Origin of the sequence: Clostridium sp. KNHs205 (assembly GCF_000702945.1) — a bacterium.
In the GTDB taxonomy this organism is placed as follows: domain Bacteria; phylum Bacillota; class Clostridia; order Lachnospirales; family Lachnospiraceae; genus Anaerocolumna.
This window is the reverse complement of sequence record NZ_JNLE01000005.1, coordinates 1,559,138-1,576,870: the sequence shown is the minus strand read 5'-3', so window position 1 is coordinate 1,576,870 and position 17,733 is coordinate 1,559,138. Positions and strand designations below refer to the sequence as shown.

At 36.2% G+C, this 17,733-nt stretch carries 19 protein-coding genes; 15 read left to right on the top strand and 4 right to left on the bottom strand.

Going from position 1 to position 17,733, the window contains the following annotated elements; all coding sequences use genetic code 11:
- Positions 1–690: 690 nt before the first annotated feature.
- From BR73_RS0126220 to BR73_RS0126195, 8 genes are all read left to right on the top strand, one after another.
- A complete protein-coding gene (locus BR73_RS0126220; protein ID WP_033168687.1) occupies positions 691–1,167 on the top strand; it encodes a hypothetical protein in 477 nt (158 codons plus the stop codon).
- Between the two features lie 235 nt (positions 1,168–1,402).
- The gene (locus BR73_RS0126215; RefSeq protein WP_033168686.1) at positions 1,403–2,536 is read left to right on the top strand and encodes a hypothetical protein; all 1,134 of its coding nucleotides are present in this window, start codon (positions 1,403–1,405) and stop codon (positions 2,534–2,536) included.
- Positions 2,537–2,624: 88 nt separating this feature from the next.
- Positions 2,625–2,747 carry a hypothetical protein gene (locus tag BR73_RS29715; protein WP_278248548.1) on the top strand — a complete coding sequence of 41 codons (123 nt, stop codon included), beginning with the start codon at positions 2,625–2,627 and terminating at the stop codon, positions 2,745–2,747.
- Between the two features lie 68 nt (positions 2,748–2,815).
- Positions 2,816–2,944, top strand: coding sequence for a hypothetical protein (locus BR73_RS29710; protein WP_278248547.1), 129 nt, complete (start codon positions 2,816–2,818; stop codon positions 2,942–2,944).
- Between the two features lie 322 nt (positions 2,945–3,266).
- Entirely contained in the window at positions 3,267–4,289 is a 1,023-nt protein-coding gene (locus BR73_RS0126210; RefSeq protein WP_033168685.1) for a transglutaminase domain-containing protein, read from the top strand.
- Positions 4,290–4,814: 525 nt separating this feature from the next.
- The gene (prs, locus tag BR73_RS0126205; protein ID WP_033168684.1) at positions 4,815–5,939 is read left to right on the top strand and encodes a ribose-phosphate diphosphokinase; all 1,125 of its coding nucleotides are present in this window, start codon (positions 4,815–4,817) and stop codon (positions 5,937–5,939) included.
- Positions 5,940–6,055: 116 nt separating this feature from the next.
- Positions 6,056–6,298 (top strand): helix-turn-helix transcriptional regulator, encoded by a 243-nt coding sequence (locus BR73_RS0126200; protein WP_033168683.1) that lies wholly within the window; start codon positions 6,056–6,058, stop codon positions 6,296–6,298.
- A 219-nt stretch (positions 6,299–6,517) separates the two neighbouring features.
- Positions 6,518–7,624, top strand: coding sequence for a YwqG family protein (locus tag BR73_RS0126195; RefSeq protein WP_033168682.1), 1,107 nt, complete (start codon positions 6,518–6,520; stop codon positions 7,622–7,624).
- Between the two features lie 150 nt (positions 7,625–7,774).
- Here BR73_RS0126195 and gap read toward each other — a convergent pair whose 3' ends face one another.
- Positions 7,775–8,776, bottom strand: a complete 1,002-nt coding sequence (gene gap, locus BR73_RS0126190) for a type I glyceraldehyde-3-phosphate dehydrogenase (protein ID WP_033168681.1) — start codon at positions 8,774–8,776, stop codon at positions 7,775–7,777.
- 109 nt (positions 8,777–8,885) lie between these two features.
- Here gap and BR73_RS0126185 point away from each other — a divergent pair, with 109 nt between their 5' ends.
- The 4 genes from BR73_RS0126185 to BR73_RS0126170 all read left to right on the top strand — a co-directional run bounded on the left by BR73_RS0126185 (position 8,886) and on the right by BR73_RS0126170 (position 11,888).
- Entirely contained in the window at positions 8,886–9,740 is an 855-nt protein-coding gene (locus BR73_RS0126185; RefSeq protein WP_033168680.1) for an AraC family transcriptional regulator, read from the top strand.
- A 123-nt stretch (positions 9,741–9,863) separates the two neighbouring features.
- A complete protein-coding gene (locus BR73_RS0126180; protein ID WP_033168679.1) occupies positions 9,864–10,148 on the top strand; it encodes a hypothetical protein in 285 nt (94 codons plus the stop codon).
- 303 nt (positions 10,149–10,451) lie between these two features.
- Positions 10,452–11,327: a GNAT family N-acetyltransferase gene (locus BR73_RS0126175; RefSeq protein ID WP_033168678.1), complete on the top strand. Its 876-nt coding sequence runs from the start codon at positions 10,452–10,454 to the stop codon at positions 11,325–11,327.
- A gap of 150 nt (positions 11,328–11,477) precedes the next feature.
- On the top strand, positions 11,478–11,888 hold the full coding sequence (locus BR73_RS0126170) for a hypothetical protein (protein WP_033168677.1): 411 nt from the start codon (positions 11,478–11,480) through the stop codon (positions 11,886–11,888).
- 826 nt (positions 11,889–12,714) lie between these two features.
- Here BR73_RS0126170 and BR73_RS0126160 read toward each other — a convergent pair.
- Both BR73_RS0126160 and BR73_RS0126155 read right to left on the bottom strand, forming a co-directional pair.
- Positions 12,715–13,635 carry a DUF2935 domain-containing protein gene (locus BR73_RS0126160; protein WP_033168676.1) on the bottom strand — a complete coding sequence of 307 codons (921 nt, stop codon included), beginning with the start codon at positions 13,633–13,635 and terminating at the stop codon, positions 12,715–12,717.
- Between the two features lie 110 nt (positions 13,636–13,745).
- Positions 13,746–14,696, bottom strand: a complete 951-nt coding sequence (locus tag BR73_RS0126155) for a helix-turn-helix domain-containing protein (protein WP_051685599.1) — start codon at positions 14,694–14,696, stop codon at positions 13,746–13,748.
- A gap of 303 nt (positions 14,697–14,999) precedes the next feature.
- Between BR73_RS0126155 and BR73_RS0126150 the strand changes: the two genes are divergently transcribed.
- Both BR73_RS0126150 and BR73_RS0126145 read left to right on the top strand, forming a co-directional pair.
- Positions 15,000–15,728 (top strand): sulfite exporter TauE/SafE family protein, encoded by a 729-nt coding sequence (locus BR73_RS0126150; RefSeq protein ID WP_033168675.1) that lies wholly within the window; start codon positions 15,000–15,002, stop codon positions 15,726–15,728.
- Positions 15,729–16,019: 291 nt separating this feature from the next.
- On the top strand, positions 16,020–16,502 hold the full coding sequence (locus tag BR73_RS0126145; RefSeq protein ID WP_033168674.1) for a hypothetical protein: 483 nt from the start codon (positions 16,020–16,022) through the stop codon (positions 16,500–16,502).
- Between the two features lie 19 nt (positions 16,503–16,521).
- Here the strand turns inward: BR73_RS0126145 and BR73_RS0126140 are convergent, their stop codons facing one another.
- Positions 16,522–16,869, bottom strand: a complete 348-nt coding sequence (locus BR73_RS0126140) for a helix-turn-helix domain-containing protein (protein WP_033168673.1) — start codon at positions 16,867–16,869, stop codon at positions 16,522–16,524.
- A gap of 175 nt (positions 16,870–17,044) precedes the next feature.
- Here BR73_RS0126140 and BR73_RS0126135 point away from each other — a divergent pair, with 175 nt between their 5' ends.
- Positions 17,045–17,545, top strand: a complete 501-nt coding sequence (locus BR73_RS0126135) for a flavin reductase (protein WP_033168672.1) — start codon at positions 17,045–17,047, stop codon at positions 17,543–17,545.
- Positions 17,546–17,733: the final 188 nt, after the last annotated feature.

The following is a 17,733-nucleotide window of genomic DNA, read 5'->3' as shown; positions in this document are numbered from 1 at the left end:
AATCATCATTACTCAAAGAGATAATTGGATATACTATACAGACCATAAGGAGACCTTGCAAACACTACGTTTGCAAGGTCTTTTTTCAATGCATGAAAGTGGTACAAGTAAATTAAATGATACATAGAAGCGTACGAGAGTAAAGAACAAATTAATAATTTATTAGAAAACACTAATGTTTTGTATAATCGAGTACTCAAAGGATTATAGTTATGCTATACAATATTAGTAGGTATAATCTTTATATAGTAAGAATGAAAAAGAATTCAATTACTACTTGCTTATAGTATAACTACCATTGAAATATGAGGTGAGGGTTATGGAAAAAGAACAATTAATTGTTAAACGCATATTGAAAACAATCTTTAGGATCTAATTTATATGGAAAATATTACAGGTAATATGAATTATTCATCTTAACATTTTTCGCGATTGTTTAAATCACATATGGGTATTTCGTTATGGATTATGTAAAGCAGCATAAGTTGATGAAAGCATCAAGTTAATACAGGTTTCAAGGTTTTTATATTATATTATTATAAAAAATAAATCACAAGCTAGATCTTTGAGATTCATAAATAATATTTTATCAGCATGTATAAATTATCATAAAGAGCTGGGTGACATTTAATGGAAAATATGATATAGTACTTTATAAATAAAAATAAATATATTATGAGGGGTGTTAATTTGAAAAGAAAGAAAATGATAGTTCTTGTTACTGGTATTATTTTTTTGATATTATGTCTTAGTGTTAAGTTTTATTATATAAATTTTAATGAAAATATATTAAGTATGATAATAAAAGAAAATTTATCTAACAACATATATCTTGAAAAAATTAATACATCAACAGAAATATATAATACAGTATATGAAGATTTTTTAGATGACGAACAGAAATCTATGCTAGTTTCACTTATTGAAAAAACAAAATTTAATAGAATTAATATCAAAAGTGTACCATATTCAGATAGTGACAGGTATTTAATAACTATAAAGTCAGAAGGCAGGGTTATATTTAGACTAGAGTCATATGGAGCTGAGTTTATTATTGTTGATTACGCACCTGGTGAAATTCCAGCAAAACATTGGAAACTTAGAATTAAGAATATAAAGTGGAAAGATTATATGGAGAATATAATCAAGTTAAATGAATCAAAATAATATCATAATTAATAATTATTATTTGGTGGCAAGTGTTAAAATATTAACATAATTGTATAGTTATTGACTTATTACATGTTAAATATAAACATAAAATGTAAAATAATATAAAGAAGGTGAGCCCCTTGTTTAAACTATATGAATAAAAGTATAAAATAGTTGTAATTACTAAAGAAATAAGTACGTATAATGTAAATTTTATGATAAAAAAATACATATAAGAAAGGAAATTATAATGAAGAAATATTTAAGTTTATTTATTGTGTGCTGTTTATTAGCAACAACTAAAGTTGCATATGCAGAAACAGAAAATAATAATATGCATATTAATGACACAGTTATATCCAGTGAAACTATTAGTACAATATCTCAGATACCAATTTTTATTACCTACATAGATGCATATAGTGATGAAAATATTCAGACTGTTAAGGAAACTGTTACTGATATATTATCTGATAATGGTGTATTAAAAAATTTAGGCTCATTATATAATGAGGAAGCGTATGGAGTAAATAAAATTTATAAACAAGCTAGTAATTATAAAATAATTAAAATAAGTGATTCTGGAAAAAAAGCATTGCTATACAACCCAATCTTAGAAAGTACTTATAATAGTGTTCAAAAATTAGTGGACGAAGGAACTAAAGTCAATTATTTAAATATTTTTCTACCAAATAATAATTCGCTAGTAATTGACAGTAGTGTCAGTGCTTCATCTGGTGATATTAATGATCCCAAGTATTGGGAAACTAATTATAATTATCTTGGAACTTATAATGGCTATAAATTTCTTTATTTAGAGTCTGCTGCAGGAGTTGAATCATCACAAGTAAAACCAGGTAATCTTTCTGGATCTTTAAAATGGACTGAAATAACTAAAAAGACACTAGAGGCTGTGCTTGATCATTTTGTCAAAGGTGTTTATTATAAGGCTGTAAAAGCAGTATCAGATGCTTTGTCTACAATGTTTAGTCTGTATGAAACTCCTTTGTCTGTTACCTATAGTTCATCTTCAGAATATGTAAAAGCTAAAGTATCTGGAGATGTATATATGAGAACTATTGTTATACGTGATGATTTAGATAGGATTAGTGGTTATGCTTATTATCCTTGGGGTTCAACCCAAAGATTTGCTGCGGCATTGAGAGTAGATGCTAAATATCCTTACAAAAAGAATGCTTCAGGCACATATGATTATCGGTATCCGTCATATACATATCCTACGGAATATAGTTATACCCCAGGATATTATGGTAATTCAACATTATATTCAAGTATTATAGATTATTATACAAATACTATTGGATATTTTACACACGATGAAAATATTAATATTAATAGTATTGTTGCAAAATTACTAGGATAGTAAAATCAGACAACTTTCTGAACTACGTCTGCCAAGATAGATAAAAAAATATTTCTGCCAGTGGGCTTTGCCAACTGGCAGTTTTTATATGGATCTGTGTCAATATTTTCATGCCGGCGGTTTTACTACCGGAGATAAATCGGATGATGAAAGTATCTTGCCTGGTTATGCGGTAAGGGTTACATTGCGGCCGGAATCAATTATACGCTGAGGAATGACACAAATAATGGATGTGAACTTCAGCAACCAAATGAGATAAAGGCAGCGATACCGAAGGTTGTGGAAGCTGCTAAAGAAGCCGGATATCCAATCGATGCATTTGGATATGGACTGCAGAATGCTTTTGATATATCCAGACAGTGGATGGAGTCTATGGAAGAATATTTGAATAAATACACGCCGTTATGACAAAGAATCAAAGTTATTACTTGGTATATATAATGAAAAATATCATGAGATGTAGTAAACACGTCGTGGGTGTGAAACATATGTGCAACAATGATTGCTACAAACCCTGTATTTTCCGGCTTATCAAGCTATCAAACGGTTGATAATGAGATAATGCAAAAACAACGTATATTAATTCTAAACAATTCAGAACCTCTCAGGACATTGGTCTTGAGAGGTTTTTGTATATTTTCTATGTGAATTGTGATAGAATCTCAATTGATATGTCGGATATATTTAAAGATTAACAGATTAATAAAACGATTTTGGAGATGCAGTATAAATGGAACCATATTATTATAGTCAGATGAGCAAACAACAGCAGAGAATTTATCAGGTCATTAAAAGCGGTCTGGAGTCTCTCTCACAGAGTTTTGATGTGCAAAGAATTGATGGAACAGAGCTAAGTGATATTTTTTACAGGTTAAGATTGGATTGCCCGGAAATATTTTATGCTTCAACATTTCGCTATTTTTTCTATGATGATTCTACGTTGATAAAGATAAAGCCGATTTATTTATTTGAAAAAAATAAAATCCTAGAGCATCAGCTGGCGATGAGAGCCCGGGTGGAGAAGCTTGCCCGGGTGGCAAAGGATAAAAGTGACTGGGAAAAGGAGCAATATATTCATGATTTTATCTGCGAAAATGTGACTTACGATAAGCTGAAGAAACAATATTCACATGAAATTCTAGGCCCATTGGGGCAGGGAGTAGGAGTATGTGAGGGAATTGCGAAATCTGTGAAGATTCTTTGTGATCAGTTGTCTATTCCTTGTATAGTTGCTATTTCCGAAAATAATCCGGATAAGAATATCAAATATCGTCATGCCTGGAATGTAATTAAGATCAATGGTTCATGGTATCATCTAGATACTACTTTTGATAATTCCTTAGGAAAAAAAGAAGTAAGATATGATTATTTTAATTTGGATGATAAGAGCATTTTTAAGGATCATGAGCCGGTAATATATAAAATTCCGGTATGCAGTGAGGGTGATCATTTTTACTATAAAGAGAAGAAGCTTTCTTTTACCAAGCAGGAAGATGTAGCAAGACGCTGCCAACAAGCAATAAAAAAAGGAAAAGCGCTAACCTTTCATTGGAGAGGTGGTTATCTCACAAAAACGGTCTTAGAGGAATTATTGCATATCATAGCTGAGGCTGCCAAGGAAAAGAGCAGACACTGCCAGGTTTCTGTAAACTGGCTTCAGGCAGTCATTCGTGTGAAATTCATTCAGGAACAGATAGAGAATTCAGTAAAGATGGATGATGCATACGAAGAGGAGAATGATGCAGCACAGTAGAAGCCGTACTGTAATTTGCATAAGAGGGGTAAGTAGGTTATATGATTTTGAGAAATCTTAGTAGCAAGCCTGCAGTAAATATACACACTTAAGATCCCAGTGGAGCAAGTATGCGGGTTTACAGTTATCATTCACCGCCAGAGAAATAAAAATTGTACAATAAAAATCTCAGCACAGAAATGTTCTGAGATTTTTTTTATGCACCAACAGCATAGGTGTAATGTATCTTTTAAGCTTCGTTGCTGTTTTGGGACGATTTTTGATACAAATTAACCCAATAAACCCTTACAAGTATTTACAAAGGAATGCAAAAATGTATATACTTAGTACGGAATAATGACAATCGATAGAAAGGATAGTGAAGTCAAATGATGATAGAGAAATTGTGACATTATGACCTGCAAATTAGATTTGGGCACTACCACTCCATTAAGCTGTTCCAGAACATAATATTATATAACAATTACTGGCTGATTTTTAAGCTGCAAAATGGTATGTTTTTATTATGAAAGGGGTTAAAACAAAATGGGTAATAATTTGGATATTGCGCTGATTTCCATGCTGGGAATGGAAGAGTTCACAAGTAAGATTAAAATGTATTTAGAAGAAATTCATCCAAAAGGTAATTACGAAGTGGTGGATGTGAATCTTTTACGATTCTCAACGGGTGACGGAAAGGCCGTTTTAATGAATACGTTAAGAGGAAAAGATGTTTATATCCTAATGGATGTGGGGAACTATAAATCTAACTATACTATGTATGGAAGAGAAGTAATCATGTCGCCTGATGAGCATTTTCAAGACTTAAAGCGAATTGTTTCTGCGATAGGGGGGAAAGCCGATAGAATAAATATCATATCACCAATGCTATACAGTGCAAGGCAGGATCGACGAATCTCAAGGGAGTCCTTGGATTGTGCGGTAGCTTTAAGAGAACTTGAGAATATTGGGATAAAAAATATTATGGTATTCGATGTTCATGATGATAGAGTACAGAATGCTGTTCCATTTATGGGGTTTGATAATTTAATGCCGATCTATCAGACCGTCAAGGCTCTGAAAAATGTGTATCCTGACATTATTTATGATGAAGAACATATGATGCTGATTAGTCCGGATTTTGGGGCAACCAATCGAAATCTTTTGTATGCAAACGAGCTAGGGCTTGAAATGGGGATATTTTATAAGAGAAGAAGCCGCCACAAACTAGTTAATGGAAAATATCCGATGGAGGTTCATCAATATATTGGTCCAGATATAAATGGGAAAGATATTTTATTTGTGGATGATATTATTGCATCAGGTGATACAATGCTTGATGCGATTAAAAAGGCTAAGAAATATGGTGCAAAACGAACTTTTGTGGCAGTAACCTTTGGCTTATTTACAGAAGGAGTGGAGAAATATACAAGTGCATATAATGAGGGAATTTTAGATGCTGTTTTTATAACCAATGGATCCTATCGGCGTGAGGAGGTAATTAGAGCTCCATGGTATAATGAAGTCGAGATAACTAAATATGTGGCTTATTACATTTTCTGTGTAAATACTGGTAAATCAATTTCTGCTATTATGGAACCTCATGAGAAAATAAGTAAATTATTTGAGCATAAAAATCTTTGCATTAAAGTAAATACCGAAAGATATTAAGGAGTAAGTGAAATGTGAGTATAATCAATAGAAATGTTCCTGATTGTGAACCACCCTCCTGAGAAAGTGGCTGATTGGAGAAAATACAGTTAAGGAAAAGTATGGAGGTTATATACATGACAATGATTTTACAAAATGCCGATTTATATTTAAATTTAAAGAGATTGAGGCAATCCAGTGGCTTATCTCAATATGAGTTAGTTGCTCAAATGCAATTGCTTGGTAGTACTATGTCGCGTTCTACTTATGCCAAGATAGAACAAGGAAGTAGAAATATAAAAGTAACAGACATAGTGGCATTAAAAAGAATATATAATGTTGAGTTTTCGGAATTTTTTGAAGGGATAGGAACCTGCTAGATAAGATTAATACTAAAAGTAATACCAATTTCACTATGAAGCCAATTGATTTCTCCGTAAGGGGAAGAAGTTGCTATTGGTATAATGGATATCCTTAAAAAGTTTTCATATTTATTGATGTACTTGTTAAAGCAATGATAACTGGGGAATCTGTAAGAGATATAGTTCCAGTCTGTTTGACTGGAGAAGTTTACATAAGATTTTTAATTGGAGGTTATTATGGAGATTATATGGGCAGTGTATGCAATTGCTTTGTCAGTTACAATTTTGACATTGTATTCAGAGATTCGTAAAGTTTTCCTGCAAAAAAAGTCTAGAGCTAAAATTCCCACAGAGGCTGCAACTGAACTGGTTGAGCCCACATCTTTTGAATCAAAGAGTCCGACAACTATTAATACAAATAAAGAACAGCAAAGATATGAAGTTGATAACGAGGACAAAGCAAAATTAAATAGTAATGTCATAGTAAAATCTCCAGAGGAATCTGCAAAGCTTGCTTATGAGAAGCTTATTTCTGATACCAAAACACCATATCTTGAAATATGCCTGGAAGATACGTTTCCTGGTATTTTTGAAAGTAAGGTTGGAGGGATTCCATATTTACCAAAGAACGCAGAGATTCCGTTGAATAGTCAGGGAAAGCCAATGAAATTACTTGCTCAGATCGATTGTAAGGAATTAAATGAACTTTCAGAGTATCCTCATGAGGGAATACTTCAGTTCTGGCTTACGACAGTATGGCCTTGGGAAGAGTATAAGGTCATTTACCATAAAGAAATAGATAGAACCCTGGTGAAAGAAGATGTATTAATGAAACTTTCTGAATTCATACAAGAGGAAAAAGCTTGTTTTCCTGTTGAAGGTGAATATGGTATGAAATTTTCTCCAAAGGAAGAAGCTATGAGTAGGCATGATAACAGGCTTAAGGCCATATTTTGTCAGTTCTATAATGAATTTTCAGGAGATGATATCATGGAGCCGGAGGATGCGGGAGAAGGTGAATTCGGTGCGGTGGTATACAATATATTTGTGAAATATTGTGATAATGCATGTGGAATGGGACATAAGATTGGAGGGTATAAGGGGTCATCACAGCATACAGAGTATTACAAGAGCAGGACTCCCATTGATGTCAGATCAGATGAAAGTTATATGTTGCTTTTTCAGCTTGATAGTGATTATGCAATGGTCAATTTTGAGGCCCGTAAACATGATTGGATAAAGGTTATGTGGGGAGATTCCGGTATTGGTAATTTCTCGATTAAACGAAGTGATCTGAAAAATTGCAATTTTAGCAAGGTGTTGTTCCAATGGGATTGTTCGTAGAAGAATTATATATAAAGGTTTAACAGTACCCTCCTTTTTTATTGAGCTAAGCCAATTACACAAAAGGCCAGGAGAAATCTAATTATTTCTCCTGGCCTAAAATATAACTAGAAACTGCAACTCAAGTTGAAATCTTTGCAACGCAACTTATTACAATTTAGTCAGATATTTAGCAGTACGAATCATCTGGCTGGTAAAGGAATTCTCATTATCATACCAGGCAGCGATCTTAACCAGGGTATCCTCTCCTAAAGCTGTAACCTTTGTCTGTGTCGCATCAAACAGTCCGCCGTATGTCATACCGATAATATCAGAAGATACCAGTTCCTCCTCTGTATATCCATATTGCTCAGAACGGGATTGCTTCATTTTCTCATTGACCTGCGCTGCGGTTACTGAGCCGCTTACAACAACGGTTAATTCAGTTAAGGAGCCGGTCATAACCGGTACTCTCTGAGAGGTTCCATCCAGCTTGCCGTCTAAAGAAGGAATAACTAATCCGATTGCTTTGGCGGCCCCTGTTGAGGTTGGGATAATATTGCTTGCAGCTGTACGTGCTCTGCGCAAATCTCCTTTGGCATGAGGGGCATCCAGTGTATTCTGATCATTGGTATAAGCATGTATGGTGGTCATAAAGCCTTTTCTTACGGGTGCCAGTTCGTTTAAGAAATACACCATGGGGGCAAGGCAATTGGTGGTGCAGGAAGCAGCTGATACAATAGCATCCTCTTTCGTTAAGGTATTCTCATTGACACCATAAACAATGGTTGGCAGATCGCTCCCGGCAGCAGTAGAGATCAATACTTTCTTTGCTCCTGCATTGATATGAGCCTGGGAGCCTTTTTTGGAGGCAAAGAAGCCGGTACATTCTAATACCACATCTATACTGAGCTCTTTCCAGGGAAGGTTTGCCGGATCTTTTTCTGCATAGATCGGTATCGTAACACCATCTACGATTAAACTGTTCTCTGTGTAAGAAACCTCTTTGTCATAGCGCCCTTGTGAAGTATCATATTTTAACAGGTGTGCGAGCATCTTAGGGCTTGTCAGGTCGTTGATCGCTGCAATCCGATATCCTTCTGTACCAAAAAGCTGTCTGAAGGCAAGCCTTCCTATTCTTCCAAATCCGTTTATTGCTATGTTATTTCCCATAACATCCACCTTTCTTTCTTTATTTTACAACCTTATTATATTGCTTGCGGTTATGTGGTACAATGTTATAAATGAAGCTTTTAACTATACTATCTGTTAGGAGAGAAGCATGCCCCAATATGACCGCCATAAAGGCAGAACTGTGTTAATTGAATTTATAACAGCCGAGGATTTTGACAGCCTTCCATATGCAGAGAGGTTTACTCTGATTTTTCTAACAACGGGAAGTATAAGCGGAACATTAAATGACCGTCCGATAAAAATTACTGCCCCAGGTATTCTGTGTATATCAAAAGACGACAAAGTAGAGATTTTTGAGAAAGAGAATGCCTTTGCCCAGTCCTTTTGTTTCAATCCGGTTTTTCTGAACAGTATTCCGGTAGCAGAAGGACAGGACTATATCGCAACCAAGTTAAAAATACGAACGGGAATATCTCTTTTTGAAAGGGACGGCCAGCACACAGGGGTACCCCTTATAACGGAGAAAGCATATCCCCAATTGTTGGAGTGGTTTTTCGTCCTGGGAACAGAGGTGTATGCTCAAAGTGATTCCAGGTGGGTATGCAGAATCAAGCGATACCTGATACAGATACTCGGACTCCTTGAGGATTTGAACCGCCAATGTGAACAATCACCCGTTGATGTTGTTTTGGAATATATACATACCAATTATTCCGATAAAATCAGCCTGGAGGATTTGACACATTGCGCTCATTTGAACCGGGTATCCTTAAATAAGCTGTTTCAGGACAGATGCGGCAATACCGCAATGGGTTATCTCCTGTCCCACAGGTTAAAGGTAGCCGGGGACCTGCTAACCCATACAGGTATGAGCCTTAATGAGATCGCCCGCTCTACAGGGTTTGAGTATGATACCTATTTTATAAAACAATTCACTGCAAAGGTTGGGATGTCTCCTACTGCTTATCGGAATACTACCCGTGAAATGGCAGCAGCTTTATAAAAGCTACTTTGGGATGCTGAGCCATTATTATTATTATTATTATTTATTATTGTTATTACTATTATACGGATATTAAATTCAATATAATCATTCTGTTGAACTGCGAAATATATGGGGAAAATCATGAAGAAAAAGATTGTAATTGATGAAATATTTGATATTGATCGCCGAGGCAATAAATACACATTGTTAGCCGTTAAAGTTACAGAGGATACCTTGTCGGTGGGAGATATTGTGGACATTTCTCTCAAAGATGGTGGAAGTCTCAGCAAAGAAATCCTTCATATAGATGCAGGATTTGTAAGAGGCGGTATACAGCCAAAGACTGCCTATAAAGGAGATAATATTTGCGTGCATGTCGGTGAGATATGCAAAGAGGAGATAATGTTAAGATTAAAATGCGAGTGATAATGGTATAGAAGGTTCGAGCAGAAGAGTTTGCTAAAAACTGAATATTGAAATTGACAATAGTAAACTTTATTTTTCAGGTCAAGATTAACTCGGTCAAGGTTAATTCAGTCAAGGTTAACTCAGTCAAGAGTAACTCAGGTCAAGATTAGCTCAGTAGAAAAGTGTCCCTAGATATTGTGAATCGTTATATTTATAATTTCCTTGTAGGGTATAGATATCTTAAAGGAATAATCAAAGCCTTATTATAGTCCTATTAAATACCATGAAACTAAAATACAGTATATTAAGGTGGAGAAGGAAATGAAAAATATAACCACAAGACAATTCAGGATACTTGCAGATCATATGGACATCTATCAGTTCATGACGAATATTTATGAAAAGGACTGGAGAAACGGCGTTCCGGCACCGTTTTTTGAGTATGCTTTATCCTCCTCCTGGATGGATAAGTCCTATACGCACAGAAACCGGATATGGGAGGATCAGGGTGAGATCGTTGCCTTTTGTTTTACTGAAAATCCGGTAACGGATATATTCTTTAACCTCAAACCAGGATATGAAGAGCTTGCAGAGGAGATGGTTCAATATGCAGATGAATATATGCCGCATATAGACTCTAAATTTCAGCTAAAGCTATTCAAAGGGCAGAAGGCTATCATAGAAGCGGCCAGAAAGCAAGGCTATCAACAGGTCGGTGAAAATATGGATATGATTTATGAATACGATAAACCACTGGATTACAAGCTTCCAGAAGGGTTTCGTTTTGTAGAACAGGGAAAATTCGATGTTGCCAAATCTATGGAATGCTGTTGGAAAGGCTTTGATCATGAAGCGGAGGAAGGTCCCTGGAATGGAGATGCAGAAGCGGGATATCATTTATTGCAGGCGCCTCATGCCACCAAGCAGTATGCAGTTGCAGTTGAAAATAAAGCCGGAGAATATGTCTGTTGGGCGGGCATGTGGTGGGTTCCGGAAAATAATCTGGCATATATGGAACCTCTTTGCACCATACCTGAATACCGAAAGATGGGTTTCGCAGCAGCAGCTCTTTCCGAACTATATCGTAGAATGAAACCCTTAGGAGCTACTCATATGACCGGAGGCAGTAATCCTTTCTATGCGAAGATAGGCTATAAGCCGATGATTAACTGGACCTCCTGGAAGAAAGAACAGTAAGAACATTATGTTTGTATATTACTACCAAAGAAACAGCTGATTTACCGGATACCTCCTATCATTTCATTCATTGTAGTTTGGATTTTAGTTGTTTATACTATTATATAAACTGGAAGGCGTAATTATAAGAAGAGTATAGGAGGGTAGGGGATGGATGAAGCGAAAAAGATTGTATGCACCTTAATTATTCCCGGTAAAATTTACAGGGAGCTAAAGGCGGAGGTAAGAGAACTCTTTGTAGAAGAGGAGGGAGTGTATTCGGTACAATTCCCGGCAGATACTCCAGAGAATACTTTTCTGGGAGAGTTTATCTGTGCTTTTTGTGAAGTGGTATTAATTATGAATAACCCCAAATATGAAGTTACGGAAGAGTGTCAGTTAAGCACTGAGCTGTTAAGGTTTGGCACCTCGGAAGAATCTTACTGTCTTTTGGTGAATATAAAATATCCCGGTTCTGAGAAAGTACATCATGACACACTGTATTTTAAAGAAGTATCCCAGAGCTTAGGGTTTTACACCTTTGAACTGCTGGGGGATCAGACTCTTTTTTCCATAGATTAGTATATACATATAGGTCTTTTGGTTTTTAGTGAACCTTATAAGTCGAGCTAAGAACAAGAAATACACCGCAGAAATAAATACACAGAAGAAGCTGTATGGGATTCCTGTAGCATATGGATTTAATAGTAAATAATTCGATTTAGTATCGGATAAGCAAAGAAATTCAGGCATATCCGTATCTAAATACGATTTTACTCTTAACGCCTGGTGCATAGGAATATCATACAGCTTTTTTCATGTGTTCTATCTGTATCAAGGGCAATTACGTTGAACATAGAAACAAAAGGGAAATACCCATAATGCAATACAGACGGTTTGAAGTGCAGGATAAATGCCCTTCTATTATTTGTCAAGTACAGAGACTGGGGCGGGTTTAAGCCGGTAATTGAATTTCAGAAACTGGGATTGGTGAAATTCCTCTTTCAGTATATCTATTATGCTTTCGAAACGGTGCTTTTTATGTTGATATTAATTTTTGGACAGAAAGCATGTGAGGTATGGTTTCATAAGGAGAAAATCCCATACGGAGGAATTATTGTTGCGTTAACCTGGGGCTTGTACATATCCTTACCAAAGGTAGCCTTGCAACAGGTATCCTGGCAGCAGGCGCAGGTTTTTCATTTGGTGTTACCTATTTATTGTTGAATAGAGATGTCAGGAAAGTGTATCCCGTGTTATTTATCATGTTTGCTTTATAAAGCAGCGCAGATTAGGCTTTATATTGAATACTTACAGGCATTATCAGGTAATCCAGTAAGGAATACAAAGTATCGATTAGAATGGGGGCTTTGGTGTATCACTTGTCTGAGTTACAGCCCCCTGTTATTTATTTTTTAAAGGATTTTAACAGACGGAGAAAATGATTGGCTTCACGTAAGGTGTGGTCCCCTAACAGAGGAATAATAATTGATCTTACCTTACATTCCAGGATACCCTGTGTACCCTGTGCCTTAAAGTCACGAATGGCTCTGGTTGCTTTCAGGCTGTCAGTGGTTACTTTTGAAAATGGAACGGTATTATCCATAGCAGCCAGTGCCTCTGCTGTTAGCTGGTCAAATTCATTACCGAAGTTATTGGCCGCTGCAAACAGGTCTTCTTCCGTGGGATCCAGCAAGCCACGGATAAATTTTGCATGCTCTGCCATAATGTTATTCCAGAACGCTTCCTGTTCCAAGGCTTCCTCTTCAATATCAAAATCCGCACCGCTTTGCAGGCATATGAGAATGTTCAGATAGAGTGTAGCTTCTCTGATAATATGTTCAATAAGAAGCGGATAATTTACCGTAAACATTTTACAGCATAAGACATTAGATAAAATATTTGTTTTGAATTCAATTAAGGCACTTACTAAATTGATGGCTCTTTCGTTAAGCTCACAAACTTTTTGTTCCAGTCCTCTGATAGAGGGATAACAGCTGGCCGACATCAGATTCATTTCTGCTTTGGTCAACTCAACAGGTATGTTGACACCCGTAAAGAAGCAGGAGGCTAATTCTGCATCCACCGTATAGGGGGTAAAAACTTCGCCGGATTTCAAAACATCTGGACTTGCAACTCCGTTGGAAATAGAGACTACCTCCCAGAGCAGTCTGTCGAATTCCATACGAAAGGAATCTGCTTGCTGGGTATAGTTACAATCTCTCGGTGTAAAACCTATCTGCAAAAAAAAGGAGTGTTCTTTCATTATTCTTCCGAAAAAAAGATGTAAGTCCAAAGACTGGCGGATATAGTCATTTTTGGGGGTCATAAGGGAACTCCTTAAAACTGTTCACAATATTGTATGATGCAATATTGTGTTTGTGCATAGGAGGAGCCTTTTATTCAAAATATATTAATAGCAGCAGTACATAGGAGCAATTAGTCCTCTGTTCGTCTGTATAATTCCAACCTGTATTTGGTTGGAGAGCAGCCTTTCAGCTTGCGAAAGACCTTTGAGTAGTAATTTGGGTCTGAAAAACCCACATTCAGAGCCGTTTCTGTTATAGAGATATCCGAACCTGCAATATATAACAGGCTTTTTTCTATACGGTATTCAATAATATATTCGAAAAGAGAAATACCCATATATCTTTTAAATAAACGGCAGCATTCGCTTTTGCATAAATTAATATGTCCCGCAATATCCTCCAGTTCAATCTTTAAGGTATAATGATTCTCTACAAAGGTTAAGATCTGTTTTATTCTTCTGACATTCTGTTCCTCAAATTTATTTGCTTCTTTTAACTGGTGAGGCCTGTTGCTTATAAGCGTTCGCCAAAGCTTTAACAGCAGCAGCTGGGTATCCAGCTCTCTATAATAACCGTCCTGTTCCGTTATGTTATGAAGCTGCTTCAAAAGACGTATAACCTCTGCATGCCAGGCCTCTGACAAGTCGAAATGTAAAGAAGAAAAGTTTATATCCTGTTGAAGCGGATTAACATATTTGTTCTGTATAAGACTTCCTTCATAGCCATAAATAATTCTCGGATTAAAGGTAACGGCGAGATAGCGGCAATCTTTATTCTTATCCATACGTCCTGTGTGTAGTGTATTGGAATTACCAAAGAGTGCTTCACCCTCTGTGAGATAAAAGATATCTTCATTAATCTGGTAGAACATATTTCCTGAAAGAACCAGTGTGAATTCAATTTCTTTATGCCAATGCCATAGGAAAGAGCCGGAGGTATACCTGGAAAGGGTTTCTTCGCTTATCAGCACAGGAAACTGGTAACTGCCGTGTTCCTTTAATTCTTTCTGAGAGGGGTCCGTTATTATTTGAATTTTATTACTGGTTCTATCTTGTAGGTTATCCGGTGTGTCAATCTGCATGGAGGTACCTCATTTCGCTTCAGTGTTCGTATAGGCAGGGTAGCTGATATAATTTATAAATTCTCAATTTATTACCTGTAGTTATAATGAATTATAGTATATTTTAGTATGAGTATCAATAATTACCGCAATATATTCCCTATATACCGCAGAATATTAAAGGTATTTTCCTGATAATCTGATAAACTGTTAATAAAGACTGAGAACTGAAGTCAGGGCGTATATGAAAATATACTGCACCTATAAATGTGCCAGGGCATAACAGTTCTCATACACGTCCGGTGGGGAAGGAGATAGGAAAGAATGGATTATTGGATGATAATAGCGGTATTATGTGCGTATATAATAAAAGGACTTTGTGCCTTTGCCAATACCTTGGTATTCAGTACCATACTTAGTTTTAGAACAAGTAATTTAAATATTACGCCAATTGAATTAATTGTAGGATATCCTGCAAATGTAATTATAGCCTGGAAGGAAAAGAAATCTCTTCAGTGGAAAATCTGGATACCGCTGTCGCTTCTTGTTATTGCTGGAAGTATACCGGGGGCGCTGTTGTTAAAGAATGCAGACAATACAATTATCAAAATATTTTTTGGGATTGCGGTAGCAGCCATTGGCGTAGAGATGTTCTTTCGTGAGAGCAGGCAGGTAAAGAAGAAATCTTCACCGTTTATTTTGTGGATAATAGGTGCTGTTTCAGGCCTTCTATGTGGATTGTTCGGTATCGGCGCTTTATTAGCCGCTTATGTTGGCAGGACAGCAGATAATAACCAGTCTTTTCGAGGGAATCTCTGTATGGTATTTCTGGTGGAGAATACCTTTAGAATCCTGTTCTATCTGGCAGCCGGGATCATAACTCCCGGTATAATGAAAACGGCTGTTTTTCTGCTGCCCTTTATGCTGACAGGACTGGGAATTGGAAATTACCTGGCCCATATCCTGGATGAAAAGAAAGTGAAAACGGCGGTTATCCTTTCTCTGATTATATCAGGTGTCTGGTTGGTAATAAAAAATATAGGCTGGCTGTGATTTGCAGAAAAGAGTAATAACTTAACGAAGCTGAAGGTATACCCATAATACGAATTTACCAGAAGTTATACTTATCCCGGCTATTGAAATTGTAAATCTCAAAAGATTTGACAGATATCCCTTTTATGTGATAAGATTAATATAACTGATTTAGAGATTATGTTTTAAAAGATGCAAATGGTAGTGAAGATATGATAACAGCAAGTGTCATTCGTAGCGAAAGTTAGGAAGGATACCTGCTGTTTTTTTGCGTTCAAATCAGTAAAAGTAAAAATAAAGAGAGGTAGCGATATGCCGCAGAACAAGAGAGAAAGTATGATTTTTACAGTAATGATGTGTTTTTTTATGGTACTTTGGATGAGTATCTATAATGTTTCCCTTCATATGAAGGGGTTATCCCTGACAAGTATAAAAGAAGCCTGGACAGGGTTTCCCATTGCCTTTATTGTTGCCTTATGCTGTGACTTATTTATAGTTTCGGGAGCTGCCAAAGGATTTGCCTTCCGTTATCTGCTCAAAGCAGAAAGCAGCAATATACAAAAAGCAATAACCGTGTCCTGCTGTATGGTAATACCCATGGTTTTTATCATGTCTTTATATGGTGCTTTCGAAGCTTGCTTTCAATCCGGGGAATGGAGTAAGCTGGCAGTTATCTGGATGTTCAATATTCCGAAAAATCTTATAATGGCACTGCCCCTTCAGCTGTTGCTGGCAGGTCCTATAATCAGAAGACTTTTTAGAAAAGCATTTCCTGTTGGGAAGGTACTGGATTAAGCATTGATGTTCAGGGGGATTAAGGGAGAGTATTCTGACATGCATTCTCCTTTAAGTTTTCCTTCCCCCAATTGCACATCTCTGACAGGACAGGCATAAGTGACAGGCCTTTTTCGGTAAGGGTATATTCCACTTTTGGAGGAATCTGCTGATACTCTGTTCGTATGATGATGTCGTCCTTTTCCAGTTCTTTCAGCTGAGTGCTGAGCATTTTGTGGGTAATTCCCTTAATGGAACTCATAAGCTCGCCGTATCTTAAGACTTCACTTTTCCATATCCAGAACATTATGATAATCTTCCATTTCCCGCCTATGATGGACAGGGTATATTCAATGGGTCTGGAGCACACTTCAACTTTTTTTGGCATGTTTACTTTCCTTTCAGGTAGTTTTTTCTTCAAATTGCATACTATTACTTTATATCGAAATATATTATACTATTTTAACATACAATGCAAATAGGTTTCTTCAAGCAAAAGAAAGGCTGAGAAAAATTAATGCTAGAATAGTACGCGTGCTATAGAGCGCAGTCAGGAGCCAAGAATGAAAGAATTAAGAGCAGAAGAATTTAACATGAGTCCCTTTCAATTGATCGGAAGGGACTGGATGTTGGTAACGGCAAAAAAAGAGGATAAGATTAATACCATGACAGCCTCTTGGGGTGGTTTGGGTATAATGTGGGATAAAAATGTCGCTTTTATCGTAATAAGACCCAGTCGATATACGAAAGAATTTATTGACAGTGCGGATACCCTTTCTCTTACATTTTATGAAAAAGAGTATAAAAAACAACTGGCTTACTTAGGAAGCGTTTCCGGAAGAGATGAAGATAAAATATCAAAATCCAATCTTACAATGGTGTACGAGGGAGAGACACCCTACTTTAAGGAAGCAAACCTTGCAATTATCTGCAGGAAGCTGTTTCGTCAGGAAATTACTTCGGACTCTTTTGTTGAAACCGGACTTGAGGAGAAATACTATCCAGGGAAAGATTATCATACCCTGTATATTGCAGAGATAGAAAAGATCCTGGTAAGTGAATAACATCGCAGTGCTGGAATACTATAGGATTGCATATGGACCCCTGTCTTAGCTGACAGAGGTCTTTTTATTTGTTGAAGCAAAAAACTTATCTTTTAATATTTTTATAAGATATTACTTTTTATTATATAGAGAAAATATCTTATTAAAATATATCTTCTAAAATATCTTAAGAAGAAAATATTTTAGTA